The following is a 26,315-nucleotide window of genomic DNA, read 5'->3' as shown; positions in this document are numbered from 1 at the left end:
ATGTTAAAATAAAGCTAGAAATTTTATGATAAGGAATATTAAAAAACATGTATTTATTTACATCAGAAGTTGTTAGCGCAGGACATCCTGATAAATGTGCTGATATTATAGCTGATTCTATAGTGGATGCGTTTTTAACTCATGATAAGGACTCAAGGGTTGCTAGCGAAGTTTTTGTAGCTGGTAATAAAGTAGTAATTGGTGGTGAGATTAAATCAAAATATAAGCTAGAAAAACAAGATTATGAAAATATTGTAAAAAAAGCTCTAGCAGATATTGGCTATGATGGGCATCCACATTTTAGCAAAAAACAATGTTTACATCCTGATGATTTAGATGTAATGGTATTTTTAAATGAACAAAGTCCTGACATTAATCAAGGCGTTGATCAAGAAGATGGAGAAATAGGAGCGGGTGATCAAGGGATAATGTTTGGTTTTGCAAGTAATGAAGCAAAAGAATATATGCCAGCAGCTATTTCTTATGCTAGAGTGCTTTGTGATAAAGTGTATGAGTTTGCAAAAAACAATCCTGATAAACTTGGAGTGGATATTAAAACTCAAGTGACAATTGATTATGTAAATAAAGAAAATTTTGAAAATTGTAAACCTCAAAGCATCCATACTATTGTAGTTTCAGCTCCCTGCGTTGAAAGTATGAAAATAGAAGATTTAAGAGCTTTAGTGATGGAATTGATTTTAGATTCAAATTTACCAAAAGAACTTTTTGATCCACAAAAAACAAGAATTTTAATCAATCCAACGGGAAAATATGTAAATCACAGCTCATTACATGATAGTGGTTTAACAGGAAGAAAACTTATAGTAGATAGCTTTGGTGGATATGCTCCAATAGGTGGAGGAGCACAATCTTCTAAAGATTATACTAAGGTTGATAGAAGTGGGCTTTATGCGGCAAGATGGCTTGCTAAAAATATCGTAGCTGCAGGTCTTGCCAAAAAATGTATAGTACAACTTTCTTATGCTATAGGCGTAGCTAAACCAACTTCTGTTAGCGTAGATTGCATGGGAACAAACACAAGATTAAATGATGATATTTTAAGTGATTTTGTAATGAAAACTTTCCCATTAACTCCAAATTGGATTAAAAATAAATTCAATCTTGATAAACCAAGTAAAGATACTTTCATGTATGCTGATGTAGCTGCTCGTGGTCAAGTGGGTCAGGCTGATTATCCTTGGGAAAAATTAGACGCTCTTGATGAATTTAAAGCATTGTAAAATGAAGCTTTTAAGCTTCATTTTGCTTTAAAAGTTTTTCTTTTATCTTTAAAATCAATATTTCTTTTGGCTTAATTACAGCATTTTCTTTTCCATTAACTGCATGATATATGCCTACATTGTAATTATTTGAATAAAAACGCATTAGAAAATTTTGTAATTTATACTCACTTGAAAAATTAAACCAAGCATTGTTTGAAATGGCTATGATGATCTTTGAGGACTTGTAAAGTTTTTCTTTAGTTGCTTCAAAGCAGATAGCATTAGTGATGAGTTGATTATTTAGAGTGTATTGATTTAATTCCTTTCCTTTTGAAAATTCATCAATATTTAAAAGATATTTTTTAAAAAAGGTTTTAAATATAGGAATTTCTTCTCCAAAAGGCACAAGATAGTGTTTGTTAAAAACTTGTATGTTACCATTGACAAATACATAAGTGCTATTGTATAGATGATTAGGTGTGGTACTTATAGCACCTGTGATGATGATGATTTGTTTTGATAAATCTTTTAAGGCTTGCAAGTAACTTGGAGTTTTATTTAAAGCAAAGGCAAAAGCTGTTTCAGGAAAAACAATTACTTCTTTACCTTCTTTTATAGCCTGATTGATTTGATAAAATATATTTTTAGAGTGAGTTTGTAAATTTTCTTGTATGAATTTTTGATCTTGAGAGATATTGGTTTGAATTAATTTATAGTCTAAATTTAGTGTTTGTGGTTGTTTTTGATTGTATTGAGCTCCGATTAGAATAAGGATTAAAATGATTCCTATTTTATAATATCTTGAAATATATTTTTCATAATAAAAATAAGCAATCAAAAACATAGCTATAATGCCTTGATAACTTGCATCAAAGATTCCATATACACTTAAAACACCCCAATTTAGCCAATCAAATCCAAAAGGATGAACAAAACTAAGTAAAAAAATTCCACAAAGTCTTAAAAAATCATATTTCAGAAAAAAACATACTAAAAATAATAATCCATAAACTAATCCGATTAAGATAATTTCTAAAGGAATTAAATAAGCTAAATCAAAATAAATTGATGATAAAGCTATCCACCAAAACCATAAAATTCCTACAAAAAATCCGGTATAAAAATATCCTGTTTTACTTTTATTTCTTAGCAATAAAATCAAACCATATATACTTAAAAATGGTGAAATAAATTCAAAAAGTAAATTTTCAAAAAAAGAAAAATAAATAAAATTTGACAATAAAAGTGCAGAAAAAAAGGCTTTTATTATTTTAAAAGTGGTAGAATTAGAATTTATGAATTTTAAAAAAAGGGGAAGAAATGGCAGAAAACGGAAATATTTGGACTTCATTGTTGCCTCTCATTGTGCTTTTTGCGATTTTTTATTTTTTGGTTATTAGACCACAACAAAAACAAGCAAAAGACCATAAATTGATGGTTTTATCTTTAGAAAAAGGAGATAAAATCATCACAAATGGTGGGATAATTTGCGAGGTGGTAAAACCAGAAGAGGATTTTATCAAAGTTAAGCTTAATGATGAAAATGTAGTTGTAAAAATTTCTAGAGATTTTATAGCAAAGAAAATTGATGCGTAGTGGAAAAATTACTTATAGAAGTATTATTTTCTTTGTAGTTTTTCTTATAGGATTAATTTTTTCCATACCTTCTTTTATGCAAACCCAAAGTGGTGCTAAGATTAATCTAGGACTTGATTTGCAAGGTGGTTTGCATATGTTATTAGGTGTAGAAGTAGAAGAGGCGGTTAAATCAAAGGTTAAATCCATAGCCTCTTCTCTTAGCTATTCTGTCAATAAAGAAGATATTATTGTTGATAAAATCAAAGTAAATGATACTAGTATTGAATTTAGTTTATTAGATGAAAATGATGTAGCTAAGGTTGATTTGCTGTTAAAAGACATTAAAGGCTTGGCTATTACACACGAAAATTTACACTACATACTTTCTTTAACCCAAGAAGAAATCAAACTAACTCATGAACAAGCTATTTTGCAAGCTGTGGAAACCATTAGAAATAGACTTGATCAATTTGGCCTTGCAGAACCAAATGTAGCAAGATCAGGTGAGGATAAAATTTTAGTTGAACTTCCAGGTATTAAGACTACTGCAGATGAGGCTAGAGCTAGAGAACTTATCGCAAAGGCTGCACATTTACAATTAATGGAAGTGGATGATGTTAGAATGGATCAGGTAAATAATCTTACTCCAGCCCAAGCTGCTGAATATGGAGATTTGATTTTTGAAGATGCTAAAAATCCTCAAATTAAATATCTAGTAAAATCTATACCTATTCTTGATGGTTCTATGCTAACAGATGCAAAAGTGGGTTTTGCGCAAAGTAATAATCTACCCGTGATTAATTTTACCTTAAATTCAGAAGGTGCTAAAAAATTTGGAGATTATACAGGAAATAATGTAGGTAAACGCTTGGCTATAGTTTTAGATAATAAAGTATATTCAGCTCCAAGAATTAATGAAAGAATAGGCGGGGGTAGTGGCCAAATTAGTGGTAGTTTTACCGTAGAAGAAGCTCATGATGTGGCTATTGCTTTAAGAAGTGGGGCACTTTTAGCACCGGTTAAAATGCTTGAAAAAAGAAGTGTTGGACCATCTTTGGGTGCTGATAGTATAAAAATGAGTATGATAGCTCTAGCAGGTGCTTCTATATTGGTTATTGCATTTATGGTGATGTATTATGGTATAGCAGGAATTTTTGCTAATATTGCTTTAGTGGCAAATATTTTAGTGATTATTGCCATAATGGCTATGTTTGGAGCAACTTTGACTTTACCTGGTATGGCAGGACTTGTACTGACTGTGGGTATGGCAGTAGATTCTAATGTTATTATTAATGAAAGAATTAGGGAGTTATTGCGAGAAGGTGCCAGTATAAGGCAAAGTGTTGAAAATGGCTATAAGCATGCAATGAGTGCTATTTTGGATGCAAATATTACTTCATTAATTACTTCAATAGTGCTTTATGCTTATGGGACTGGTGCTGTGAAAGGTTTTGCTGTTACTTTAAGCATTGGAATTTTAGTTTCAATGATCACTTCTATTGTTGGAACTCATGGTATGTTTGAAATGTTTATGAACCGTATGGAAAAAAGCAATAATACAAGATTGTGGTTTGGATATAGGAGACCTTAATGCAATTTTTTAGTCAAAAACATGTTTATGATTTTATGAAAATGAGATTTGCAGCCATCTCTTTGTCTTTTATTTTATTTTTTGGTTCTATTTTTATCCTTTTTACTAAGGGTTTGAATTTTGGTATTGATTTTACCGGTGGAACTTTGGTACAACTTCAATACGAGCAAAAAGCTCCTTTGGTTGAAATTCGTAAAGCTTTAGCTATTAATGAAAATTTAAAAGGCGCTAGTGTTACTGAATTTGGTAGTGCTAATGAAGTGATTATTCGTTTTTCAGGAAGTAGTGATAGTTTGGGAAGTGATATTGGGGTAAGCATTGCAAATTTATTGCAAAGTACTGGTAAATTTGAAGTGCGTCGCGTGGATGTAGTAGGTCCAAAAGTGGGTGATGAATTAAGAAATAAAGGCTTGATGGCTGTTGGAATTTCTTTGATTGCTATTTTGATTTATTTGGCAGTAAGATTTGAATGGCGTTTTGCTATGGCTTCTATCGTGTGTGAAATTCATGATATAGTTATTACTTTAGGTGCTATTGCGTTATTTGAAATAGATGTAAATTTAGATATTTTGGCGGCTGTTTTAACTGTGCTTGGATATTCTTTAAATGACACGATTATTATTTTTGATAGGATTAGAGAAGGTGTTAAAACAAGTAAAAATTCAAAACTTGATCTAATTATTAATGAATCAGTTTCAGCTACCTTATCAAGAACTACTTTAACAACGGGTTTAACTTTGATTAGTGTTGTGGTGCTTTATTTCTTTGGTGGATCTATGATAGAAGGTTTTGCTCTAACTATGATAGTGGGTATTGTAGCAGGTACTGCAAGTTCTATATTTGTAGCAAGTCCAGCACTTTTATGGTTTAAATTTAGTGTTGCGCAGTATCGCCAAAAAGAATTAGAAAAAGCAAAGAAAAAACAAGAAAAAGAAAAATTAAGAGCAATGTATGAAAAAGGAACGGTGTAAAAATGAATTGGGGTAAGGTTATTTATATCTTTTTTGCTCTAATGAGCTTAACTACAACCGCAGGATTTTTATATGATCAAAATGAAGTTGCTTTATTTATTGCAGCTTGTGTGAATTTAATTTCTACTTTATTGAAAATTGGAGTTAGAAATTTCTTAGCAGCTGAATTATTTGCTAGTTCTTTGGTGGCTGATTTGCATTTAATTCCAGCTTTTGCTTTAATACAAATTAATCCAGAAGCTAGTGTTATGGTTTATACTTTAGCAATTGGTGCTTTGATAGCTAATATCTTTTCAATGATTTTAGTTATAGTTGATTCAGTAAAAAATCAAGAAGAAAATTAGGAGTTAAAATGGCATATGAAGCAGGTAAAATAGAAAAAAAATGGCAAAAAATTTGGCAAGAAAAAGAATATTTTGAACCAAAAGATGATTTTTCTTTACCAAAAAAATACATTTTATCTATGTTTCCATACCCAAGTGGTAGAATTCATATGGGACATGTGAGAAACTATAGCATAGGCGATGCTATGGCAAGATATTATAGAAAAAAAGGTTTTAATGTCTTACATCCTATAGGTTTTGATAGTTTTGGTATGCCTGCTGAAAATGCTGCGATTAAACATGGTATCCATCCTAAAAAATGGACTTATGAAAATATCGATTATATGCAAAATGAGCTTGCTTCTTTGGGTTTTTCTTTTTCTAAAAAAAGAATGCTTGCTACTTCTGATCCTTTATATACTAAATTTGAGCAAGAATTTTTTATCAAAATGTATGAAAAAGGACTTATTTATACTAAAGAAGCTGAAGTTAATTGGTGTGAGAATGATAAAACAGTTTTAGCAAATGAGCAAGTTGAAGATGGTAAATGTTGGCGTTGTGGACATGAAGTCATTAGAAAAAAAATGCCAGGATATTATGTAAAAATCACTGCTTATGCAGATGAATTATTGCAAGATCTTAAAAAATTAGAAGGAAAATGGCCAAGTCAAGTTTTAACTATGCAAGAAAATTGGATAGGTAAAAGCACAGGGCTTAGTTTTGATTTTGATATAGAAGAAAATAATAAAATCAGTGCAAAAAAAATCAATGTTTTTACCACAAGAGCTGAGACTATTTATGGAGTATCTTATATTGCTTTAGCACCTGATCATGAAATAGTAAATGAATTAATTGATAAAAAATTACTAGATCAAGATGTTATAGCTAAAATTCAGAATATACAAAATCAAACACCCCGCCAAAGACAAGCCGCGCCAAAAGAAGGATATTTTTTAAATCTTTATGTAATCCATCCACTAAGTAAAGAAAAAATTCCTTTATGGGTGGCTAATTTTGTTTTAAGTGATTATGGTAGTGGGGCTGTTATGAGCGTGCCTGCTCATGATGAAAGAGATTATGAGTTTGCAAAAACTTATAATTTGGCTATAAAAAAAGTAATTTATAAAGATGAAAATGACGCACAATGCTACACTTTAAAAGAAGGAGTTTTAACTAGTAGTGGCGAATTTGATCAACTAGAATGTAATGATGCTAGAGAAAAAATTAGTTTGAAAATTGAATCTTTGGGTATTGGTAAAAAGGTTACCAATTTTAAAATTCGTGATTGGGGTGTTTCTAGACAAAGATATTGGGGAGCTCCTGTACCAATGATTAAGTGTGATTCTTGTGGCATAGTTCCTCAAAAAATAGAAAATTTACCTATTACCTTGCCTGAAGATGTGGTGATAAATGGAGAAGGAAATCCACTTGATAAGCATGAAACATGGAAAGAGTGCATTTGTCCAAAATGTGGTAAAAAAGCACAAAAGGAAAGCGATACTTTAGATACTTTCTTTGAAAGCTCTTGGTATTTTGCGCGTTTTGCAAGCGATGATAAAACATGGCAAGAAAAAGCAGTAGATGAAAAAAGTGTTGATTATTGGATGAATGTTGATGAATATATTGGAGGGATTGAGCATGCGATATTACATTTACTCTATGCTAGATTTTTCCAAAAAGCACTTAGAGATTTGGGTTATTTAAAAGATGATGAGCCTTTTAATAGACTTTTAACCCAAGGAATGGTTACTAAAGATGGTGCTAAGATGAGTAAATCTAAAGGCAATGTGGTTGATCCTGATTATATTATAGAAAAATACGGAGCAGATAGCGCAAGATTGTTTATCTTATTTGCTGCACCACCTGCTAAAGAACTTGAATGGAATGACAGTGCATTAGAAGGTGCGTTTAAATTTATCAATAGACTTTATGAAAAAGCTATGAGTTTAGAATGTGGAAAATTACAAGAAATTGATCATCAAAGCTTAAACAAAGAAGAAAAATATGCTAGATTAAAAGTATATGAAGCTTTGAAAAAATCTTTTGAAGTTTATGAAGAAAGTTTTGCCTTTAATACCTTAATAGCTGCATGTATGGAAGCTTTAAATGCCTTAAATGCTATAAATCATAAAGAAGTTTCAAAAGAAGCTTTTTATATTATTTTAAATATTTTAGAGCCTATCATCCCTCATGTTTGTTTTGAACTTAGTGAGTATTTGTTTAAATGTGAAAATTTTAAGGTATTAAAAATAAAAGATGAAGTTTTTATAAAAGATAGTTTTAATATAGCTATTAGTGTTAATGGTAAAAAAAGAGCACAGATTGAAATAAATTCAGAAGCTAAAGAAGATGAGATTTTAGCTTTGGCTAAAGAAAATGTTGCAAAATGGCTAGAGGGAAAAACCATAGTAAAAGAAATTTATATTGATAAGAAATTGGTTAATTTGGTGGTTAAATGAAAAAATATCTAGTGTTATTTTTTGCTTTTTTCATCATAGCTTGTGGGTATATTCCCTCTTCGCAGATGGCAAGTAGGGTTTTAGGTGAAAATGTATTTTTAAAAATCAATATTAGTAAACAAGATCCTGAAAACAGTGTTTACATAACAGATATTTTAAGAGAAGCTATGCTTAATAAGCTTGGTAGAAAAATTACAGATGAGTATAATGCAGATAGTTTTATTATAGTTACGATGAAAAAATTAGAATTTCATCCTATGGTTTATGATAAAAATGGTTATGTGATTAATTATAAAGCAGAGCTTTATTTGGAATTTGCATTGCGTTATAAAAACGGCAAGGAGGAAATTGTAAATACTAAAGGAAGTTATAATTTTGATATTAATCCAAACTCTATTATTAGTGATCAAGCTAGATTTGAAGCGATTAAAAATGCATCAAGTGAAGCTTTTGACGAATTTGTTTCTATTATCGCTATTAGGGGTTATAAATAAAATGGCAAGTCATATCAATGAAATTGCAAAAGAAACATTGATAAAATTAAAAGAGCGTAAATTATATCCAACTCCTGAAAATTATAGCGAGGTGTTTGAAGAGTGTGCTAAAAAAGCAGGAGTGATGAGCTCAAATAAAGCTAGAATAGAAAAATATACCAACCTTTTAGATGATTCTTACAAGCAAGAATTAAAAGGAAAGAGCATTCGAACTATGGATGAGTTTTTGATGTTTTTAGTCTCTAGACTCAATAGACAGGTAAGTAGAAAATATGAAGATGTTTATGCTTTACTTGGCTTAATCATTTCTCAACTTAGTATTAGTAAAGATAAAAAAATCAAAGAGCTTGCTCAAATTACTCAACACAGATTATCTCAGGCTATGGATTTAGAAACCATATATCTTTTAAGAGCCAAATGGAAAGAACTTGAAAAATCTTATGAAGACGGAGAGCTTTTAAAAAAATTAGAAGAATTTAATATCCGAGCTTTTTTGGATTTTCATGCTTTAATAGAAAAACTTATCACTATGTTAAAAGAACGCTCTTACGAAAAGCAAGCTGAACTTTTACTAGCTTCTTTGGAGCCTTTATTTGGTGAGAGTAAAGAGGTAGAACAATTTAAGCAAAAATTAAAAGAAAATCCTAGATTGATTGCTAGAAAAGAATTTGCACATGAATATTGTTTGATGCTACAAAAAAAAGAAGCAATAGATAAATACTATATACAAAAAAATCTTTCTTTTTTCAATCAACATTTAGAAAGCCTAAATGAAATGGTTTCAAAGCTTTATGATAATAGTCAAGAAGATGTGAAATTTATCAATGCTTTAACTAAAGATGAAAATGGTAATGTGCAGATTAATTTTGATACATTAAAAGATAAACTTTTATATGCAAACGAGCAAATAGCTCAAATTAAAACTCAAATTCAAGCTACAAGCGATGATGAGCAAAGAGAGCAATGGAGTCTTGCTCAAGAGCTTAAAAAACTTGATGAAAATTATAAGCTTTATGCGGTTAATTATGCTTTATCTTTCTTTAAAATTAATAATATAGAACATGTTATTAATGCCTATGGCATCGATAGTTTTAAAACTATTAGCGGGAAGTTTAAAAAAATCCTCAAAGATTTATGTAAAAATTTGGCTGAAATTTGGATTTTAGATGAAAGTTCTTATTTAATCGTTTTTCCGGGTAAAAGCTTAGAGGATGCTCAAATCTTTACAGAAAAAGCTTTGAAGCTTATAGATGATTACAAATTTATTTACAAGGAAGAAGTAGTTAGGCTTGTTTTATCATCTTCTTGTATAGAAAAAAAAGAATTTCCAGATGGCGATATTTTAAAAGAATTAATGCAAAAAGCTTAGTATGAAATTCCAGCAAATACTTTCACAAAAAACTATGCATGTACAAAAAATCAGTAGATTTTTTATGTTTAGTATGTATGAAAAATATAAAAAATTTATCCCAAAAACTAAAAATATTCAAATTATTGGTACTAATGGCAAAGGAAGCATAGGCAGATTTTTAGCGCTTTTACTCTTAGAGCAAGGATGTAAAGTAGGACATTATACTAGTCCTCATATTTTTGAATTTAATGAAAGATTTTGGTTAAATGGTAAAATTGCAAGCAATGAACTTTTAGAAAAAGCACACGAAGAATTAGAAGGTGTTTTTTTGGATGATGTGAAAAAACTTAGCTATTTTGAGTACGCTACATTTTTAGCATTTTTTGTTTTTAAAGATTGCGATTATGTGATTTTAGAAGCTGGAGTAGGTGGAGAATACGATGCTACAAGTGTTTTTGAGATAGATTTTAGTGTTTTTACTAAAATAGGTTTTGATCATCAAGATTTACTAGGTAAAAACTTAGAGGAAATAGCAAGAACAAAATTAAAAGCCATGAGCGCTAAAGCTTTAATAAATCATAAGCAAGAAACAAAAGTATTAAATTTGGCTCAAAAAATAGCAAATTTAAAACAAGCTAGTCTAAATATTAGCTCGCTAGATAAAAATACAATTATTTATCCTTATGTGCAAGAATATATCCAAAAATATAATTTAGCGAGTTTTTTAAAAGATAATCTCTTTTTAGCCTTAGAAGCTTTTTCTAAAATTTGTGCCAAAAATGAAAAAGAATTAATTCAAAGTATCAAAAATCTACCAAAACTTGATTTAAAAGGAAGATGTGAACAAATAAGTCAAAATATTTTTGTTGATGTAGGCCATAATGAAATGGCAGCTTTAGCTTTGGCTGAAATTTTCAAGGAAAAAAAAGTTCATTTAGTTTATAATTGCTTTTTGGATAAAGATTCTTATAAAATTTTAAGGGCTTTAAAGCCTATAATAAAAATAGTTGAAATTTATGAGTATGAAAGCAAAGATAGACCTTTAGCAGGCCCTATTTTGCTAGAAAATTTAGAAAAATTAGATATTGCTTATCAAAAATTTGAACAAATAAAAAAAGATGAGTTGTATTTAGTTTTTGGTTCTTTTGTATTGGTAGAAAAATTTTTAAGAGGCTATAATGAAAGATAAATTTACGCTAACTATCACAGATGTAAATGGTTCTAGACATTTTTTATTAAGTCAGATCATAAAAAAAGTAATTATTTATTTTACTACTTTTGTTTTTGTTGTTATAGTTTTGGGTGCTTTGTATATTAATTATTTAGCGACTAAGCGTTCAGAGCTTTTAAAAGAGCAAGAAACATTGTCAGCAAAAAATACTAAATTATTTTCACAAAATGAAAGTATGCAAAAAAGTCTAGATGAAAAAACAGCCTTGTATGATGAGCTTCAAACTCAACTTGCAGACATTGAAGAAAATTTAGGTTTAAAGCAAGATGAGGGTTTAGATATACCAGAAAGATTGGAAAAAGTTAAACTTACTAATGACCAAGCCTATTTATTTTTAACACAAATTCCAAATGGTCATGTGATAGAAGATAATGGAGTCACAGGTAATTTTGGATGGCGTCATCATCCTATATTAAATAAAAAAGAGTTTCATCCAGGCATTGATTTAAGAGCAGCTTTAAATACTCCCATTTATGCACCGGCAAATGGAGTGGTTGAATATGCTGCATATAGTAATAACGGTTATGGTTATTCAGTGATTTTGATCCATAATTTTGGCTTTAAAACAGTATATGCACACATGATGCGTAAAGATGTTGTTAAAGCAGGACAATTTGTAAAAAAAGGTGATTTGCTTGGATATACAGGAAATACCGGTCTTTCTACGGGGCCACATTTACATTATGAGGTTAGATTTATTAATAAACTTTTAGACCCTAAAATTTTTATAGATTTAAACCAGAAAAATTATGAACAAATATTTGATAAAGAAAGGAGAGTTCCATGGCAATCTTTAATAAAGGCTCTATTGCTACAGTATCCGAAACTACAGTCATTTCAAACGGAGCAAAAATAGAAGGAAAATTTTATTTTGACTCTATGCTTCATTTAGATGGAGAGATTACAGGTGTGATTGATTCTTCTAATGTGATAGTAATAGGCAAAAGTGGTGTTTTAAAAGGACAAGTTAAGGCAAACAAGATAGTGATTAATGGGGTTTTTGAAGGAGAAATGCAAGTTGATTCTTTAGAAATTTTATCCGGTGGTGTGCTTAATGGTAATATTATAGTTAAACAATTAAGCATTGAAAATGGTGGAAAATTTAATGGAAGTAGTAAAATAATCGAAAAAGATGAAGAGCTTACAACTATTGATGTGAGCATAGAAAATTCAGAAAATGCAAGCTAAATTATATGAATATTTATTAAGCAACAAAGCTGAGTTAATAGTTTGTGAGAATGATAAAGAAGCAGATGAATTAGCTCAGGTTTGTCTGTTTTTAAAATTAAAAACTTTCGTTTTGCCTGATTTTAGAGCAGAATTTGGCAGTGACTTGCGCTCTTTTTCTAAAGAGCTTTTTGAAATTTGTAAAGTTTTAAATGCTTATCATAAAGAAGATGAAAATAAAATTTTAATTTCTCCTATAAAAACAATTTTGCAAAAACTCCCTGGAAAAAAGCATCTAAAAAATATTATTCTTAAAAGAAATTCACTTCTTGCTTTAGAGAAATTTAAAGAAGAAATTTTACATAGTGGGTATGAATTTGTTGATATAGTTCAAGATAAGGGTGAGATTTCAATACGCGGGGATATTATAGATATTTTTGCAATTAATGAAGAGCAACCTTTTAGAATTTTGCTTTTTTCAGATGAGATAGAAAGCATAAGATATTTTGATATTCATACACAAAAATCAATCCCAAATGAACTTTCAAAAATTGAGATTTGTCCATTTTTAAATGCTTTTAATCAAGAAGAATATGAAAATCTACAAGAAAAAATTCAAAATTTTCAAAGTCAAAGCATTATCAATGATGTTAATTCTTTAGGTTTTTGGTGTATTGATGATTTTTGTGATTATTCAGATTTAAATTTCGTAAGCATAAAAAAATTTGATATAAATGATTTTGAAGAAGATATTAGCAAAATTAATCAAAATATTTTACCTGAACCAAGATTTTATAAAGATTTAGTAAGTTCTTACAATCATGATTTTTTCACTTTTCATAAAGATAAAAAAATTACTATTTTGACAAAAAATGAAGCTTTGTTTAAAGCTTTGAATTTACAAGAATTTTCAAATATTAAATTAAAAATATCTCAAGAAAGAGTCAATCTAATCACTCAAGATGAGCTTATTATTTCTTTAAATAAAAAAGAAAAAAATAAAAGAATTAGAAAAGCAAGTTTGGTAATAGATGAGCTTAGAGTCGGGGATTTTGTTGTACATGAAGATTATGGTATAGCTAAATTTTTAGGTCTTGAGATTATTATAATTGCAGGAGCAAAAAAAGAATTTGTAGCTCTTGGGTATTTAAATAATGATAAGCTTTTATTGCCTGTTGAAAATTTGTATATGATTGATAAATATATCGGCGCAAGTGGTGGTGTGCCTTTGCTTGATAAGCTTGGAAAAGGAAGTTTTCTAAAAATCAAAGAAAGATTAAAAGAAAAATTATTTGCCATTGCTTCAAATATAGTTTCTTTGGCAGCAGCTAGAGCTTTGATAAAAGCAAAAGAATTAAAAATTTCTCAAGAATTACAAGATGAATTTATCAATAAGGCGGGATTTTTTTACACTAAAGATCAAAGTCAAGTTTGTCAAGAAATCACTCAAGATTTAAAAAGTTCTCAAGTAATGGATAGGCTTTTAAGTGGTGATGTGGGCTTTGGTAAAACTGAAATTGCAATGAATGCTATATTTACTTGTGTAAAAAGTGGCTATACAGCTTTGTTTTTTATACCAACTACTTTACTTTCAGCCCAGCATTTTAAAACCTTAAAAAAAAGATTTGATCCATTTAATATAGAAGTTTTTAAGCTCGATCGCTTTACTAGTGCCAAAGAAAAAAAGCAAATTTTGCAAATTTTAAAAGAAAATAAACCTTGTGTAGTGGTTGGAACGCATTCTCTTTTAGGGGTTGAGTGTGAAAATTTAGGTTTAGTTGTGATAGATGAGGAGCATAAATTTGGTGTAAAACAAAAAGAAAAACTCAAAGAATTAAGTAAAAACTCCCATATTTTATCTATGTCAGCAACGCCTATACCAAGAAGCTTAAATCAAGCTCTTAGTTCTTTAAAATCATATAGCATTTTACAAACTCCACCTGAGGATCGTTTAGATGTAAGAACCTTTGTAAGAGAAAGTAATGATGCTTTGATTAAAGAAGCTATTTCTAGAGAATTAAGAAGAGCAGGGCAAATTTTTTATATACACAATCATATAGCAAGTATTGATGGGTGTAAAAAATACCTTTTAGATTTATTTCCAAATTTAAAAATTTTAATCTTGCATTCAAAAATTGATGCAAAAACTACAGAAGAACAAATGCTTAAATTTGAAAATAAAGAATATGATTTGTTGCTTTGTACTTCTATAGTTGAAAGTGGTATTGATCTTGCAAATGCAAATACTATCATAGTAGAAAATTCAGATCGTTTTGGTATGGCTGATTTACATCAACTTAGAGGACGAGTGGGGCGTAGTGCTAAGCAAGGATATTGTTATTTTTTAATTGAAGATAAAGAAAAAATCACAAAAGATTCTCTAAAAAGACTTACAAGTTTAGAAAGCAATTCTTATTTGGGTTCAGGAAGCGTGCTTGCTTATCATGATTTAGAAATTCGTGGGGGTGGAAATTTATTAGGTGTAGATCAAAGTGGGCATATAGAGCAAATTGGCTATAGTTTGTATCTTAAAATGCTTGAAGATGAGATTAATAAGCTAAGCAAAAAAGAAGAAATTAAAGAGAAAAAAATAGATTTAAAATTAAATATTAATGCTTTTTTAAATAGTGAATATATTAGCGAGGATCGCTTGAGGTTAGAGCTTTATAGAAGACTTAGTAAATGCATGAGCGTAAATGAAGTATATGAAATAGAAAGTGAGATGAATGATCGCTTTGGCAAGCCTGATATTTTCACTAAGCAATTTTTAGACCTAATTATCATAAAAATTTTAGCTAGCAAGCATTATAAACTAGTGAGCAATTATGAGCAAAATATTTGTTTTGTAAAAGATGATGATAGTAAAGAAGTTATAAAAGCAAAAAGTAAAGATGATGATGATGTGATCGAGGCTGTGTTGATGCATTTAAGAAAGAGTGAAAAAGTATGAGTGGTTATGAAATTTTTAAAGCTTTAGTTAATGCAAATATTGACTATAAAGATTTTGAATGGTTAGAAAATAATACTTTAAGCGAGTTTGAAATTTTAATTTCAGTAATTTTAACCCAAAATACAAAATGGCAAAATGTTTTAAAGGCTTTGATAAATTTAAAACAAGCAAATATTACTAAGATAGAAGATTTATTAAATTTAAATACTCAAGATTTAGCGCTTTTAATAAAACCAAGTGGATTTTATAATACTAAAGCAAAATATATTAAAAATTTTACTCAAAAATATTTTCAAGATTTTAATTCTTTTGAGTTTTTTAAAGAAGAAGTAGATAGAGAATGGCTTTTAGGTGTTAAAGGTTTGGGTCAAGAAAGTGCTGATGGAATTTTAAATTATGTTTGCAAAAAAGAAGTTTTGGTCGTAGATGCATATAGTGCAAAAATAGCTAACTATTTAGGCTGTGAGTATCAAAGCTATGATGAGCTAGCTGAATTTTTTAAAAAAGATATAGCCAAAAATCAAAACGAATTAAATGTTTTATTAAAAAAAGAATGCAAATTATATGAGCTTTATCAAATTTTTCATGCTTTGATTGTTTCTTTTTGTAAAACACACTTTCAAGGTAAAAAACTTTCAGCAGATGGTGAGCTTATTTTAGATCCTTTAAAATTTTAAATTTATTTTTTATTTAAAAAGTTAATTTTTTTTACGATTAAAGTGCTATAATGTATTTAACTTCATAAAAAGGAGAAGTAATGAATACAAGTATAGTTGGAAAGCAATTTGAGCTAACTGAGTCTATAAAAGAGTATGTGGAAAAAAGCTTTGATGCTTTAAGTAAATATGGCTTAGATGTGATTTCTGCGCGTTGTGTTATAAGTGCTGATGAAAGACATGGAAAGAAAGGATTTTGGGCTGAATTTAGCATTAACTTAGCTGGTATTAATACAGTGGTTGTAAAGCAAAAGGATAAAGACTTATATGCTGCTATAGATTTAGCTATTGATAGAATTTCTAAGGTTTTAAGAAGATTGCATGATAAAAATATTACCCATAAGCACCAAGATGAGATAAAAGAAAATTTAGTATTGCCAAGTGTGATTGAAGAAGATGAGATAGTTCCAATAGAACTTGAGCTATATAAACCTTTAGAAATTGAAGAAGCACTAGAAAAGCTAAAAGCAAGTAAAGATATATTTTTAGTTTTTAATGACATAGATGCAAAAATGAGGGTATTATATAAGAAAAAAGATGGTAAATTTGGTTTATTTTAAAAAATCTAGCCTTTTTAAGGCTAGATGTATTAGAAGAGTTTATTAAAGATTCTATCTATTGCCTGATCTACTTTTTTACCTGTATTTTTAGCACCATCACTAGCATTTCCACCTATTGTATTAACAATAGAATTTACAACACTTTTTGTATCAAGACTTACTTTAGGATCTTGTGTTGTTCCTTTTATAATGCCTTTAAAATTTGCTCTATCAATAACGATATTAAAAGGAATGTTTAATTTAGTACTTTTTGTATCAATTTTGCCTTTGCTGATGTTTATATTGCTTCTATCAGCCACTAGGTTTAAATTTAAATCTATGAGATTTTTATTGATATTTATTTTAGCTTCACCGTTGCGATATACATCTTGAGTGATATCTTTTTGTAAAAGTAGCATTAAAGCACTTGTGATGAGGTTTTTCTTAAGTTGCCCATCGGCTAAGTTCATTAGCACCACACCACTTTCTTTTAAAAGATTATAATCAATACTTAAATTTGATTTTGCTTGGTAATAATCAGGCAAATCTAAACTTTGAGCTAAATTTGAAAGATCGGTATTTTGCATTTTAGCGTTAAAAATATTATTTTTTAAAGTTGCATTTAATGATCCATTAAATATATTTTTACTATTAACGCTTGCATCTATTAAAGCGTTTTTAAAATCAAATTTTCCTTCAAAATCAGCCTTACCTTTTAAGTTTCTATCGACTAAAAATCCTAACTTAGAAAAATCTTGCAATGAAATATTATAAGTACTTGCTAGAGCCATTTGATTAAGATCAAATTTTCCTTTTAGTGAATTAATATTTGCAAATGAACTTAGGGCTTTAGCGTTAAAATCAATGATTGATTTAGAAATTTTTCCATCAAGATTGATTTTTGCTGAAGTATTCTTTGGAAATTTTTTCTCTAAAAGCTTAGATAATTCTACTTCATTAAAAGAAGAATTAATAATGGCTTTAAAATCACCATTAATATTGTTAAAATCAAGTGTTTTTAAGTCAATGTCAGCATTTACATCACCAAATGCTAAAACTTTTTGTCCTATTAAAGGGAAAAGTTGTTCTAATTTTATATTATCAACCTTTGCTTGTAAACTTTTTCCATTAGATTTTGCATTGATAAGCCCTTGCATGATTTTAATATTTGCATCAAGATTTTGAATTTGATTTGCCTTAAGATCAACTTTGGCATCTAAATTTAAAGGCCCATTGAGATCTTGTTTGGTTAAAGGTTTTAATCTATTAAGATTATCTATAAAAGCACTAATTTGTGCTTTTAAGTCTTTGTTTGTAAGATTATACGAGCCTTTTAGTTGAGGTATTTTTACTATGTTTGAATCAAGTAAAGCTTCATAATCAATCAAAGAATTTTTTGCATTTGCTTTAGCTTGTAAGTTAAAAGTTGTTTTTGGAAAATCAAGATTGCTTAGTTTTTTAAATTCTACAACATTTATATTTGCATTGTTTAACCTAGCATTTAGATTGAAATTTTTAAAATCAAGCCCTTGTGTCTTTAAATCTAAAATTAATTTAGAATTAATAAAAGCAGGCATAGAGATAGTCTTTAAAAGCTCTGCTACTTCTATATTAGTTGTATTGATATTAAGATTATTATTTTCTAAAATAGCTTTTAAATTGCCACCAAATCCAAGCAAGTTAGCATCTAATTTTTGCAATTGACTGCTTGCAAAAAGTAAATTACCTTGAATTTGACTTTTGCCTTGGAGTTTCATTTTAGCCAAAGATGAAAATTGATTAAAATCATCTATTTTGATATCAAAATCACTAGTTAAGCTTTGTTTTGCTATATCATAAATACTTTTTTGTGTATAAAGTTTGAAGAAGTTGCTTAAAATTTCACTTTTAGAAATAACTTCATTGTTTTGGATTAAAGATCTTATCTCACCTTTTATATGGCTTTGTTTTGGTAAGCTTAGATTAAAATCTTTTTCAATGAGAGTATTGTTGATAGAACTTGTGTAAAAATTAATCAAAGCATTACCATTGGGTTTTAAATCTTTAGCTTGTATATCGCTTATAATACTAATTTTTCCTTGAGCATATCTTGGTAGATTGGCAAAATCTAAAATTTGGGCCAAATCTATATTTTTTCCAATAAATTCAAGATTTATAGGAGAAAAATCGACGATGTTTGCAGCTAAACTAAGATTAGAATCAAACAAAAATCCATTACCTTTTACTGAAAAATCACTACTTTTACCTACAACATCACCTTTAAATGTAAAATCTTTATCACTTTTTAAACCAAGTTCTTGAATATAATTTTGTTTAAGTCCTAAAAGATAGTTTAAATCAAATCCTAGTCTTAAAGGTGATATACCACCTTCTATGTTAGCAAAAAATTTATTATCAATATTTGCTTTAATGTCAAGTTGTGAAAAACTAATTTTAAAATTTTCAAATTTAACATTCATGCCGCTTTTTTGAGCAATAATCGTTTCGATTCTTGGCTTTAAAAAAGCATTGCCTATGCTTGTAAATAATAATGTATATATAGCTAATAATGCCACACATACTACGCCTAAAAGAATGTAAAGAATTTTTTTCATAAGAAACCTTTATAATAATATATCATATAAATTTAGTGATATAGACTAAATATATATGATATATTTTACTTAATTTATTGACAATTAACTTTCTTTAATGTATAATTCTATCACTCAAAAACAAAGAGTGCTAAAAATGGCACATTTTAGAAAGGATAAAAAATGAATTTTCAACCTCTAGGAAAGCGCATTTTGGTAAAACGCTTAGAAGAAATGAAAACCACTGCTTCTGGGATTATTATACCAGATAATGCTAAAGAAAAACCATTAAATGGTGAAGTTGCTGCAGTAAGCAAAGAAATAGAAGATGTTAAAGTAAATGATAAAGTAATGTTTGCAAAATACGGTGGAACTGAAATTAAACTTGATAATGAAGAGTATTTAGTTCTTAATATTGAAGATGTTTTAGGGATTATTAAATAAAAAAGGATAAAAAATGGCAAAAGAAATATTTTTTTCAGATGAAGCAAGAAATAAACTTTATGAAGGTGTTAAAAAACTTAATGATGCAGTAAAAGTTACTATGGGACCACGCGGTCGTAATGTATTAATCCAAAAAAGTTTTGGTGCTCCAACTATCACAAAAGATGGGGTGAGTGTGGCTAAAGAAGTAGAATTAAAAGATTCTTTGGAAAATATGGGTGCTTCTTTAGTTAGAGAAGTAGCTAGTAAAACAGCTGATCAAGCAGGTGATGGAACTACAACTGCAACTGTTTTAGCTCATGCTATTTTTAAAGAAGGTTTGAGAAATATTACAGCAGGTGCTAATCCTATCGAAGTTAAAAGAGGTATGGATAAAGCTTGTGAAGCTATAGTAGCTGAACTTAAAAAACTTTCTCGTGAAGTTAAAGATAAAAAAGAAATCGCTCAAGTTGCAACAATTTCTGCAAATTCAGATGAGAAAATCGGAAATTTAATCGCTGATGCTATGGAAAAAGTTGGAAAAGATGGTGTTATTACTGTTGAAGAAGCAAAATCAATCAATGATGAATTAAATGTAGTTGAAGGTATGCAATTTGATAGAGGTTATTTAAGCCCATATTTCATTACAAATACTGAAAAAATGACAGCTGAATTACAAAATCCATTTATTTTGTTATTTGATAAAAAAATTGCTAACTTAAAAGACTTATTACCAATTTTAGAACAAATTCAAAAAACAGGAAAACCGCTTTTAATTATAGCTGAAGACATTGAAGGTGAAGCCTTAGCAACTTTAGTTGTAAATAAATTAAGAGGTGTTTTAAATATTTCAGCAGTTAAAGCTCCTGGATTTGGTGATAGAAGAAAAGCTATGCTTGAAGATATTGCTATTTTAACAGGTGGTGAAGTGATTTCTGAAGAGCTTGGAAGAACTTTAGAAAGTGCTAGTATCCAAGATTTAGGTCAAGCTTCAAGCGTGATTATTGATAAAGATAATACAACTATTGTAAATGGAGCAGGTGAGAAAGCAAATATTGATGCAAGAATCAACCAAATTAAGGCTCAAATTGCTGAAACAAGTTCAGATTATGATAGAGAAAAATTACAAGAAAGACTTGCTAAATTAAGTGGTGGTGTAGCAGTAATTAAAGTTGGTGCTGCTACAGAAACTGAAATGAAAGAGAAAAAAGATAGAGTTGATGATGCGCTAAGTGCTACAAAAGCTGCTGTTGAAGAAGGTATAGTAATAGGCGGTGGTGCTGCATTAATCAAGGCAAAATCAAAAATCAGTTTAAATCTACAAGGTGATGAGGCTATTGGTGCAGCTATTGTAGAAAGAGCTTTAAGAGCACCTTTAAGACAAATTGCTGAAAATGCTGGATTTGATGCTGGTGTAGTTGTAAATACAGTAGAAAATAGTAAAGAAGAAAACACTGGCTTTGATGCTGCAAAAGGTGAATATGTAAATATGCTTGAAAGCGGTATCATTGATCCTGTTAAAGTAGAAAGAGTGGCTTTACTTAATGCAGTTTCAGTAGCTAGCATGCTTTTAACAACTGAAGCTACAATTAGTGAAATTAAAGAAGATAAACCTGCTATGCCTGATATGAGTGGCATGGGAGGCATGGGAGGCATGGGTGGTATGATGTAATACCATCTTTTTGTTGCTTTTGAGTTGCTTTTTATATAAAGCAACTCACTCTTGATTTTTTATTTTTCTGCACTGATTTTTATTTTTGTTATAATAGATGTAAAATTATAAGGATTTTACATGAAAAATTTACAAGAAGATCAATTTTCCAATTCAAAATACATTAAACCTAAAAGATATACTTATATAGGCAAAGATAATAAAAAATATACTTGGGATTTTATAGAAGCATTAGATAGTGTTTCTGTTTTTTTATATCATACTCAAAAAGATTCTTTTGTTTTTGTAAAGCAGTTTAGAATTCCTTTGTGGGATTATCAAAAACGCAATCATTTGCAAGTAGATGAAATGGGCTTTAGTATAGAGCTTTGTTCAGGGCTTGTAGATAAAAATTTGAGCTTAGAGAGAATAGCTAAAGAAGAATGTATTGAAGAACTAGGTTATGCTCCTAAACTTGTAGAAAAAATAGGAGAGTTTTACACAGGTTTTGGTTCTGGTGTAAGTAGACAGTTTTTATTTTATGCTGAAATTACCGAAGATGATAAAACTGGTCATGGCGGTGGAATTGATGGAGAGGATATTCAGGCTATTTGGATAAAAAGAAAAGACTATGAGCAATTTTCTAAAGAGAACCCTATTAAAACCCCTTTACTCGAATATGCGTATTTATGGTTTAAAGGTAAGAATTAAATCTTACCTTTTATTTTTCTTCTTTATTTTCAATGTTTGGGTCTTTTTCATCAAGCATTTCTTTAAAGATTACAAATAAATCTTCGGAGGCTTTTTCGGCATTAGAACATTTATCTAAAATTTGATTTTGAACTAATTCATTACCTGTGTTTTCATTATGTGCTAAGGCTATAGCTTGGTTAATATTTTCATGTACTTTCTGGTGTGGTAAGTTTAATTTACCAAAAGCTCTTCCGCTAGAAAATCTTTCTTTGCCTACACCTGCAATCCATTTTGCAAGTCTACAACTTAAATGATCAGAAAGTGTTTTGCCTGAGGCGTGAATGATTTCGTTATAGCCGTTAAGTTTAAAAGCAACATGATCTAGCTTGGCCAAAGAAACAAAAATTTCAGAAGCAATGCTTTTTGCGTGTGAACTAGTTGAATTTGCATTAGAAATTAATTGAGCAAAATTACTAGAGAATTTTATAATATGTTCATTTGATTCTAATGACACTTTTTCTACTTGTTCACTTTGTCCATACATTTCATCTGCATTTTGTTTTAATAGATTAATATTTAATTCTACTTCAGAAGTTGCTTTTTGTGTTTTTTCGGCAAGTTTTCTAACTTCATCAGCAACAACAGCAAAACCACGACCATGCTCTCCAGCACGTGCAGCTTCAATAGCAGCATTTAGTGCCAATAAATTGGTTTGATCAGACACATCCTTGATTAAATTTATAACATTAGTAATCTCATCAACGCTACGGTGTAAATTACCCGCTGTATCTCTTGAGCGATTGGCTGATTCAATAATGCTTTGAAGTGAGGATATGATTGAATGTGTAATTGCATTTAATTCTTGCATATCTTTTAATGATGAATCAGAGTACTGAGAAATCATCTCTGCTTTATTAACATTTTCTTGCATATCGCTTTGTACATTCGCAATTCCTTTTAAAACGCCATTTAAGAGCATTTCTAAAAGATGGGTTTCAAGTTCAGTTTTTCCGCAATTGTTTTCTAATTCTTTTTTATTTTTTTCAATTAACTCTTGTTTTTCTAAAAGAAGTTTTTTATTTTCTTCTTCTAATTCCCTGATTTTATTTTGTAAGTCTTCAACTTCCTGCTTTTGGCTGGTTTTTTTTCCAAACATGTTTTATCCTTGAATATAAATTTTACAGAGAATTATTTTTTATAATTTGATAAATAAGTGTTTAACTCATCCTTTAGTCTCAATTTTTCTTTTTTTAGATTAGCTATTTCTAAGCTATCTAGATGAATTCTGCCTTCTTCTGCGTCTTTGATTTTATGATCAAGCTCATTGTGTTCTTCAAAAAGCTTATCAAAATGTAAATCCTTACCTTTTAATTCAGTAATTAGATCTCTAAATTCGTGTAGCATGTTAGCCTCCTTTTTTAAATTGGTGTTTGATTATAGCTTAAAATAAGTTAAATATATTTTAACTCATCAGGTTTTTGTTTATTTTTGATGATTTTTTTAGCTATTTTTATACTATCAGCTGTGCCAACAAGTAGTAATTTTGCCCCTGTACTTATTAGAGTATCGCCTCTTGGCATGGGAGTGAATTTTTTATTTTCTATAATTCCTACTATACTCACATTTGCCATATCTCTTAAGTGTATTTCTTTTAATCTTTTAAATCTTACCCATGATTCATCAGGTATTTTTATTTCTTCTAAATCAATAGGGCTATTTTTTTTGTAAAGATAATTTTCTAATAAATTTTCCATATCTGGTCTTGCCGACATTGCGCTAAGTCTTTGTGCGACTAATTTTGTGGCAGAAACTATGGAATTAGCTCCAAGTTTTTTCAGTTTTTCTGTCTCATCTTCATTGCTTGAGCTAGCTAATATAAAATAAGGATTAATTCTTTGTAATTCTTTTTCAAATAATCTTACTGAAGCGATGATAGCAATATTATCTGCTATGTTATTACTAAGGGTTATTACGCCTTTTGCACTAGAAAGATTGGTTTTTAAAAAGGCCGTATTAGTATGAGGCGCGCTTTCTATATAATAAGGATAGTTATATTTTTCAGCAATCTCACTAAAATTTTCAACTTCATCAACTACAACAAAAGGAATGTGATTTTCTCTAAATTGCTGTGCTAATTCAATGGTAAAATCATTATGATAGCATATTACAAAATGATTTTTTAATCTTGCAACTTTATGAAGCATTCTTCTTTCCTTGATAATCTTAGACAAAACACCTTTTTTTACTATTTCTATTACCAAACCCATGCAAAAAGTAAATATTGTAAAAGTCAACAATACATATACAACGGTAAAAATTCTACCTGCTGTTGGTATGGGATTAACTTCAGTATAACCTAAAGTGGTAAAAGTCATGCCAGCTTGATAAATAGCATCGTTAAGGTTGTAATTACTTGTAAGCATATAGCCAAAAGCTCCAATTAATGTCATCATTACAACAGCAATAAGAGGAATTCTTAAAAATTTAAGCTGTTCATAAAGCTCATCATTGAGATTAATCGAAGGTTTTGGGGATGGGGACCAATTGAGGAATTTTTGTAGCTTTTTTAAAAAAGACATAACAATTCCTCGTTTATATTAAGGATTATTTACCGCTTTGTTTTTTAAGTGTTCTTAAAGTTGAAGCAGCTACTCTAACTTTTCTAGTAGTTCCATCTTCTAAGGTGATACGAACTGTTCTTAAATTTGGCAAAAAGCGTCTTTTAGTTTTATTGTTAGCATGGCTAACATTGTTACCTACCATAGGTCCTTTTCCTGTAATTTGGCAAATTCTTGACATAAATTTTCCTTATGAAATAAAAATAATTTTTAGCATTGTATCTAAAACAAGCTTAAAAAATTCAAATATTACCAAAAATACATAAAGAAAATTTGATAATAAGTATGATAAAATTATTTTTTTACTTTTATTGGAGATATGAAATGTATGTAGCACCAAGTTTATTGTCTGCAAATTTTTTAAATTTGGAAAATGAGATTAAAGATGTGTGTGAAGCAGGGGCTGATTTGTTGCACATTGATGTGATGGATGGGCATTTTGTACCAAATCTTACTTTTGGTCCTTGTGTGATTGAAAATATTTCAAAAATTACTTCAGTGCCTTTAGATGTGCATTTAATGGTGCATAATGTTAGTAGTTTTGTAGATTTATTTATCCCAATAAAACCAAAATTTATTAGCTTTCATATAGAAGCTGAAAATCATCCTATTAGAGTGTGTGAGTATATAAGAAAAAATGGTATTCATCCCGCCATTGTTTTAAATCCACATACTCCAGTTTCAAGTATAGAACATATTTTAGAATTTGTAGATATGGTGCTTTTAATGAGTGTTAATCCAGGCTTTGGTGGGCAAAATTTTTTACCTTTAGTGTATGATAAGATTCGACAGCTAAGAGAAATGATAGATAGGAAAAATCTTAAAGTCTTTATAGAAGTAGATGGTGGGGTAAATGGTTTAAATGCGCCTGATTTAGATGAAGCAGGAGCTGATATTTTAGTCGCAGGTAGTTATATCTTTTCCTCGCAAGATAAAAAAACAGCAATTAATTCTTTAAAGCTTGAATTTTGAGCCAACAACAAATCGATGATTTAATCATCAAGCTAAGTAAAGAAAACAAATCTTTTCCTTGGGTTTTAAAAGAACTTGCAAAAATAGAAGAATTAAATCATTATGAGTTTGATTTATATATTTTTGAGCTTTTAGGGCTAGGAGTGGAGCTTAATGCACAAAATTGCTTGTGCTTAAAAAGTAAAAATACAAAAATAAAAGATGAGATTTTTTGTGTAGTAGATATTGAAAGCACTGGTGGGATAAAAAGTGGTCAAATTTTAGAAATAGGCGCAGTGAAAATTCAAAACTATAAAGAAATTGATAGATTTGAGAGTTTTGTAAAAGTAGAAAGTATACCTGAAAATATTACAGAATTAACTGGAATTAGTTTAGATATGGTAGAAAATGCTCCTTCTTTGAAAACTGTGTTAAATAATTTTAAATTATTTTTAAAAGATAGCATTTTTGTAGCACACAATGTGCGTTTTGATTATCATTTTATATCTAAAGCTATGTATGAAAATGATTTTGGAGTGCTTTTAAATAGAAGATTATGTACTATTGATTTAGCTAAAAAATGCATTGAAAGTCCCAAATACGGCCTTGATGCGCTAAAAGAGTTTTTGTGTATTGAAAGTAAGCATCACAGGGCCTTAAGTGATGCTTTGGCTGCAAGTGAAATTTTAAAATATTGTCTTAAAAAAATTCCTTTTTACATTAAAAATACTGAAGAATTGTTACATTTTAGCAAGCAAGCTAAAAATCAAATAAAAAAATAAACTTTGTTTTGTATTTATTGTTATACTTGCT

25 protein-coding genes and 1 pseudogene are annotated in these 26,315 nt (G+C 29.3%); 19 read left to right on the top strand and 7 right to left on the bottom strand.

Going from position 1 to position 26,315, the window contains the following annotated elements; genetic code table 11:
- The first annotated feature begins 47 nt into the window (after positions 1 to 47).
- On the top strand, positions 48 to 1,241 hold the full coding sequence (metK, locus tag CLLT_RS05290; RefSeq protein ID WP_074691712.1) for a methionine adenosyltransferase: 1,194 nt from the start codon (positions 48 to 50) through the stop codon (positions 1,239 to 1,241).
- 10 nt (positions 1,242 to 1,251) lie between these two features.
- Here the strand turns inward: metK and CLLT_RS05285 are convergent, their stop codons facing one another.
- Positions 1,252 to 2,574 carry an apolipoprotein N-acyltransferase gene (locus tag CLLT_RS05285; RefSeq protein WP_074691715.1) on the bottom strand — a complete coding sequence of 441 codons (1,323 nt, stop codon included), beginning with the start codon at positions 2,572 to 2,574 and terminating at the stop codon, positions 1,252 to 1,254.
- Between CLLT_RS05285 and yajC the strand changes: the two genes are divergently transcribed.
- The 13 genes from yajC (at position 2,544) to hpf (ending at position 16,614) form a co-directional block, all read left to right on the top strand.
- The gene (yajC, locus tag CLLT_RS05280; RefSeq protein WP_012661754.1) at positions 2,544 to 2,819 is read left to right on the top strand and encodes a preprotein translocase subunit YajC; all 276 of its coding nucleotides are present in this window, start codon (positions 2,544 to 2,546) and stop codon (positions 2,817 to 2,819) included. The two genes, CLLT_RS05285 and yajC, sit on opposite strands and share 31 nt — an antisense overlap.
- Positions 2,812 to 4,392, top strand: a complete 1,581-nt coding sequence (gene secD, locus CLLT_RS05275) for a protein translocase subunit SecD (protein WP_012661753.1) — start codon at positions 2,812 to 2,814, stop codon at positions 4,390 to 4,392. The genes yajC and secD overlap by 8 nt, the downstream gene beginning before the upstream one ends.
- On the top strand, positions 4,392 to 5,363 hold the full coding sequence (gene secF, locus CLLT_RS05270; protein ID WP_074691718.1) for a protein translocase subunit SecF: 972 nt from the start codon (positions 4,392 to 4,394) through the stop codon (positions 5,361 to 5,363). Before secD ends, secF begins: the two co-directional genes overlap by 1 nt.
- Positions 5,364 to 5,365: 2 nt before the next feature.
- Positions 5,366 to 5,707 carry a DUF6394 family protein gene (locus CLLT_RS05265; protein WP_012661751.1) on the top strand — a complete coding sequence of 114 codons (342 nt, stop codon included), beginning with the start codon at positions 5,366 to 5,368 and terminating at the stop codon, positions 5,705 to 5,707.
- Between the two features lie 8 nt (positions 5,708 to 5,715).
- Positions 5,716 to 8,145: a leucine--tRNA ligase gene (gene leuS / locus CLLT_RS05260; RefSeq protein ID WP_074691721.1), complete on the top strand. Its 2,430-nt coding sequence runs from the start codon at positions 5,716 to 5,718 to the stop codon at positions 8,143 to 8,145.
- A complete protein-coding gene (gene lptE, locus CLLT_RS05255; RefSeq protein ID WP_012661749.1) occupies positions 8,142 to 8,639 on the top strand; it encodes an LPS assembly lipoprotein LptE in 498 nt (165 codons plus the stop codon). The genes leuS and lptE overlap by 4 nt, the downstream gene beginning before the upstream one ends.
- A 1-nt stretch (position 8,640) precedes the next feature.
- Positions 8,641 to 10,008 (top strand): hypothetical protein, encoded by a 1,368-nt coding sequence (locus CLLT_RS05250; protein ID WP_012661748.1) that lies wholly within the window; start codon positions 8,641 to 8,643, stop codon positions 10,006 to 10,008.
- Position 10,009: 1 nt separating this feature from the next.
- Complete coding sequence (locus CLLT_RS05245; RefSeq protein ID WP_074691723.1) at positions 10,010 to 11,179, top strand: Mur ligase family protein; 1,170 nt, start codon at positions 10,010 to 10,012, stop codon at positions 11,177 to 11,179.
- A complete protein-coding gene (locus CLLT_RS05240; protein WP_234944975.1) occupies positions 11,166 to 12,077 on the top strand; it encodes a M23 family metallopeptidase in 912 nt (303 codons plus the stop codon). The genes CLLT_RS05245 and CLLT_RS05240 overlap by 14 nt, the downstream gene beginning before the upstream one ends.
- Positions 12,005 to 12,409, top strand: coding sequence for a bactofilin family protein (locus tag CLLT_RS05235; RefSeq protein WP_070256690.1), 405 nt, complete (start codon positions 12,005 to 12,007; stop codon positions 12,407 to 12,409). The genes CLLT_RS05240 and CLLT_RS05235 overlap by 73 nt, the downstream gene beginning before the upstream one ends.
- Positions 12,399 to 15,338: a transcription-repair coupling factor gene (gene mfd, locus CLLT_RS05230; RefSeq protein WP_074691729.1), complete on the top strand. Its 2,940-nt coding sequence runs from the start codon at positions 12,399 to 12,401 to the stop codon at positions 15,336 to 15,338. The genes CLLT_RS05235 and mfd overlap by 11 nt, the downstream gene beginning before the upstream one ends.
- The gene (locus CLLT_RS05225) at positions 15,335 to 16,015 is read left to right on the top strand and encodes a 3-methyladenine DNA glycosylase (protein WP_074691732.1); all 681 of its coding nucleotides are present in this window, start codon (positions 15,335 to 15,337) and stop codon (positions 16,013 to 16,015) included. Before mfd ends, CLLT_RS05225 begins: the two co-directional genes overlap by 4 nt.
- An 80-nt stretch (positions 16,016 to 16,095) precedes the next feature.
- A complete protein-coding gene (gene hpf / locus CLLT_RS05220; protein WP_074691735.1) occupies positions 16,096 to 16,614 on the top strand; it encodes a ribosome hibernation-promoting factor, HPF/YfiA family in 519 nt (172 codons plus the stop codon).
- A 29-nt stretch (positions 16,615 to 16,643) separates the two neighbouring features.
- Here the strand turns inward: hpf and CLLT_RS05215 are convergent, their stop codons facing one another.
- The gene (locus CLLT_RS05215; RefSeq protein ID WP_074691738.1) at positions 16,644 to 19,187 is read right to left on the bottom strand and encodes a hypothetical protein; all 2,544 of its coding nucleotides are present in this window, start codon (positions 19,185 to 19,187) and stop codon (positions 16,644 to 16,646) included.
- Positions 19,188 to 19,349: 162 nt separating this feature from the next.
- Between CLLT_RS05215 and groES the strand changes: the two genes are divergently transcribed.
- The 3 genes from groES (at position 19,350) to CLLT_RS05200 (ending at position 21,951) form a co-directional block, all read left to right on the top strand.
- On the top strand, positions 19,350 to 19,610 hold the full coding sequence (gene groES / locus CLLT_RS05210) for a co-chaperone GroES (protein ID WP_012661740.1): 261 nt from the start codon (positions 19,350 to 19,352) through the stop codon (positions 19,608 to 19,610).
- A gap of 13 nt (positions 19,611 to 19,623) precedes the next feature.
- Positions 19,624 to 21,261, top strand: a complete 1,638-nt coding sequence (groL, locus tag CLLT_RS05205; protein ID WP_070256698.1) for a chaperonin GroEL — start codon at positions 19,624 to 19,626, stop codon at positions 21,259 to 21,261.
- 120 nt (positions 21,262 to 21,381) lie between these two features.
- Entirely contained in the window at positions 21,382 to 21,951 is a 570-nt protein-coding gene (locus CLLT_RS05200; protein WP_012661738.1) for an NUDIX hydrolase, read from the top strand.
- A gap of 10 nt (positions 21,952 to 21,961) precedes the next feature.
- On the opposite strand, the gene CLLT_RS08060 is transcribed toward CLLT_RS05200, so the two are convergent.
- From CLLT_RS08060 to rpmB, 5 genes and pseudogenes are all read right to left on the bottom strand, one after another.
- The gene (locus CLLT_RS08060; RefSeq protein WP_374707842.1) at positions 21,962 to 22,327 is read right to left on the bottom strand and encodes a CZB domain-containing protein; all 366 of its coding nucleotides are present in this window, start codon (positions 22,325 to 22,327) and stop codon (positions 21,962 to 21,964) included.
- A gap of 75 nt (positions 22,328 to 22,402) precedes the next feature.
- Positions 22,403 to 22,693 (bottom strand): annotated as a pseudogene (locus tag CLLT_RS08055) (methyl-accepting chemotaxis protein); the annotation flags it as partial.
- 428 nt (positions 22,694 to 23,121) lie between these two features.
- Positions 23,122 to 23,337: an HP1242/YdcH family protein gene (locus tag CLLT_RS05190; protein ID WP_039618650.1), complete on the bottom strand. Its 216-nt coding sequence runs from the start codon at positions 23,335 to 23,337 to the stop codon at positions 23,122 to 23,124.
- 47 nt (positions 23,338 to 23,384) lie between these two features.
- Positions 23,385 to 24,512, bottom strand: coding sequence for a potassium channel family protein (locus CLLT_RS05185; protein WP_039628518.1), 1,128 nt, complete (start codon positions 24,510 to 24,512; stop codon positions 23,385 to 23,387).
- Between the two features lie 25 nt (positions 24,513 to 24,537).
- The gene (rpmB, locus tag CLLT_RS05180) at positions 24,538 to 24,732 is read right to left on the bottom strand and encodes a 50S ribosomal protein L28 (RefSeq protein WP_039618647.1); all 195 of its coding nucleotides are present in this window, start codon (positions 24,730 to 24,732) and stop codon (positions 24,538 to 24,540) included.
- Between the two features lie 143 nt (positions 24,733 to 24,875).
- Between rpmB and rpe the strand changes: the two genes are divergently transcribed.
- Together rpe and CLLT_RS05170 are read left to right on the top strand one after the other, a co-directional pair.
- Entirely contained in the window at positions 24,876 to 25,523 is a 648-nt protein-coding gene (gene rpe / locus CLLT_RS05175; protein WP_012661733.1) for a ribulose-phosphate 3-epimerase, read from the top strand.
- Complete coding sequence (locus CLLT_RS05170; RefSeq protein WP_070256702.1) at positions 25,520 to 26,284, top strand: 3'-5' exonuclease; 765 nt, start codon at positions 25,520 to 25,522, stop codon at positions 26,282 to 26,284. Before rpe ends, CLLT_RS05170 begins: the two co-directional genes overlap by 4 nt.
- Positions 26,285 to 26,315: the final 31 nt, after the last annotated feature.

Origin of the sequence: Campylobacter lari subsp. lari (genome assembly GCF_013372185.1) — a bacterium.
Lineage (GTDB): Bacteria > Campylobacterota > Campylobacteria > Campylobacterales > Campylobacteraceae > Campylobacter_D > Campylobacter_D lari.
The sequence above is the reverse complement of the archived record's forward strand: the minus strand, read 5'-3'. Positions and strand labels throughout refer to the sequence as shown.

What these genes read in the sequence shown, in the direction of transcription:
- metK (WP_074691712.1), top strand. Translation starts at nt 48, where the DNA reads ATGTATTTATTTACATCAGAAGTTGTTAGCGCAGGACATCCTGATAAA.
- yajC (WP_012661754.1), top strand. Translation starts at nt 2,544, where the DNA reads ATGGCAGAAAACGGAAATATTTGGACTTCATTGTTGCCTCTCATTGTG.
- CLLT_RS05285 (WP_074691715.1), bottom strand. Translation starts at nt 2,574, where the DNA reads ATGAAGTCCAAATATTTCCGTTTTCTGCCATTTCTTCCCCTTTTTTTA.
- secD (WP_012661753.1), top strand. Translation starts at nt 2,812, where the DNA reads ATGCGTAGTGGAAAAATTACTTATAGAAGTATTATTTTCTTTGTAGTT.
- secF (WP_074691718.1), top strand. Translation starts at nt 4,392, where the DNA reads ATGCAATTTTTTAGTCAAAAACATGTTTATGATTTTATGAAAATGAGA.
- CLLT_RS05265 (WP_012661751.1), top strand. Translation starts at nt 5,366, where the DNA reads ATGAATTGGGGTAAGGTTATTTATATCTTTTTTGCTCTAATGAGCTTA.
- leuS (WP_074691721.1), top strand. Translation starts at nt 5,716, where the DNA reads ATGGCATATGAAGCAGGTAAAATAGAAAAAAAATGGCAAAAAATTTGG.
- lptE (WP_012661749.1), top strand. Translation starts at nt 8,142, where the DNA reads ATGAAAAAATATCTAGTGTTATTTTTTGCTTTTTTCATCATAGCTTGT.
- CLLT_RS05250 (WP_012661748.1), top strand. Translation starts at nt 8,641, where the DNA reads ATGGCAAGTCATATCAATGAAATTGCAAAAGAAACATTGATAAAATTA.
- CLLT_RS05245 (WP_074691723.1), top strand. Translation starts at nt 10,010, where the DNA reads ATGAAATTCCAGCAAATACTTTCACAAAAAACTATGCATGTACAAAAA.
- CLLT_RS05235 (WP_070256690.1), top strand. Translation starts at nt 12,005, where the DNA reads ATGGCAATCTTTAATAAAGGCTCTATTGCTACAGTATCCGAAACTACA.
- mfd (WP_074691729.1), top strand. Translation starts at nt 12,399, where the DNA reads ATGCAAGCTAAATTATATGAATATTTATTAAGCAACAAAGCTGAGTTA.
- CLLT_RS05225 (WP_074691732.1), top strand. Translation starts at nt 15,335, where the DNA reads ATGAGTGGTTATGAAATTTTTAAAGCTTTAGTTAATGCAAATATTGAC.
- hpf (WP_074691735.1), top strand. Translation starts at nt 16,096, where the DNA reads ATGAATACAAGTATAGTTGGAAAGCAATTTGAGCTAACTGAGTCTATA.
- CLLT_RS05215 (WP_074691738.1), bottom strand. Translation starts at nt 19,187, where the DNA reads ATGAAAAAAATTCTTTACATTCTTTTAGGCGTAGTATGTGTGGCATTA.
- groES (WP_012661740.1), top strand. Translation starts at nt 19,350, where the DNA reads ATGAATTTTCAACCTCTAGGAAAGCGCATTTTGGTAAAACGCTTAGAA.
- groL (WP_070256698.1), top strand. Translation starts at nt 19,624, where the DNA reads ATGGCAAAAGAAATATTTTTTTCAGATGAAGCAAGAAATAAACTTTAT.
- CLLT_RS05200 (WP_012661738.1), top strand. Translation starts at nt 21,382, where the DNA reads ATGAAAAATTTACAAGAAGATCAATTTTCCAATTCAAAATACATTAAA.
- CLLT_RS05190 (WP_039618650.1), bottom strand. Translation starts at nt 23,337, where the DNA reads ATGCTACACGAATTTAGAGATCTAATTACTGAATTAAAAGGTAAGGAT.
- CLLT_RS05185 (WP_039628518.1), bottom strand. Translation starts at nt 24,512, where the DNA reads ATGTCTTTTTTAAAAAAGCTACAAAAATTCCTCAATTGGTCCCCATCC.
- rpmB (WP_039618647.1), bottom strand. Translation starts at nt 24,732, where the DNA reads ATGTCAAGAATTTGCCAAATTACAGGAAAAGGACCTATGGTAGGTAAC.
- rpe (WP_012661733.1), top strand. Translation starts at nt 24,876, where the DNA reads ATGTATGTAGCACCAAGTTTATTGTCTGCAAATTTTTTAAATTTGGAA.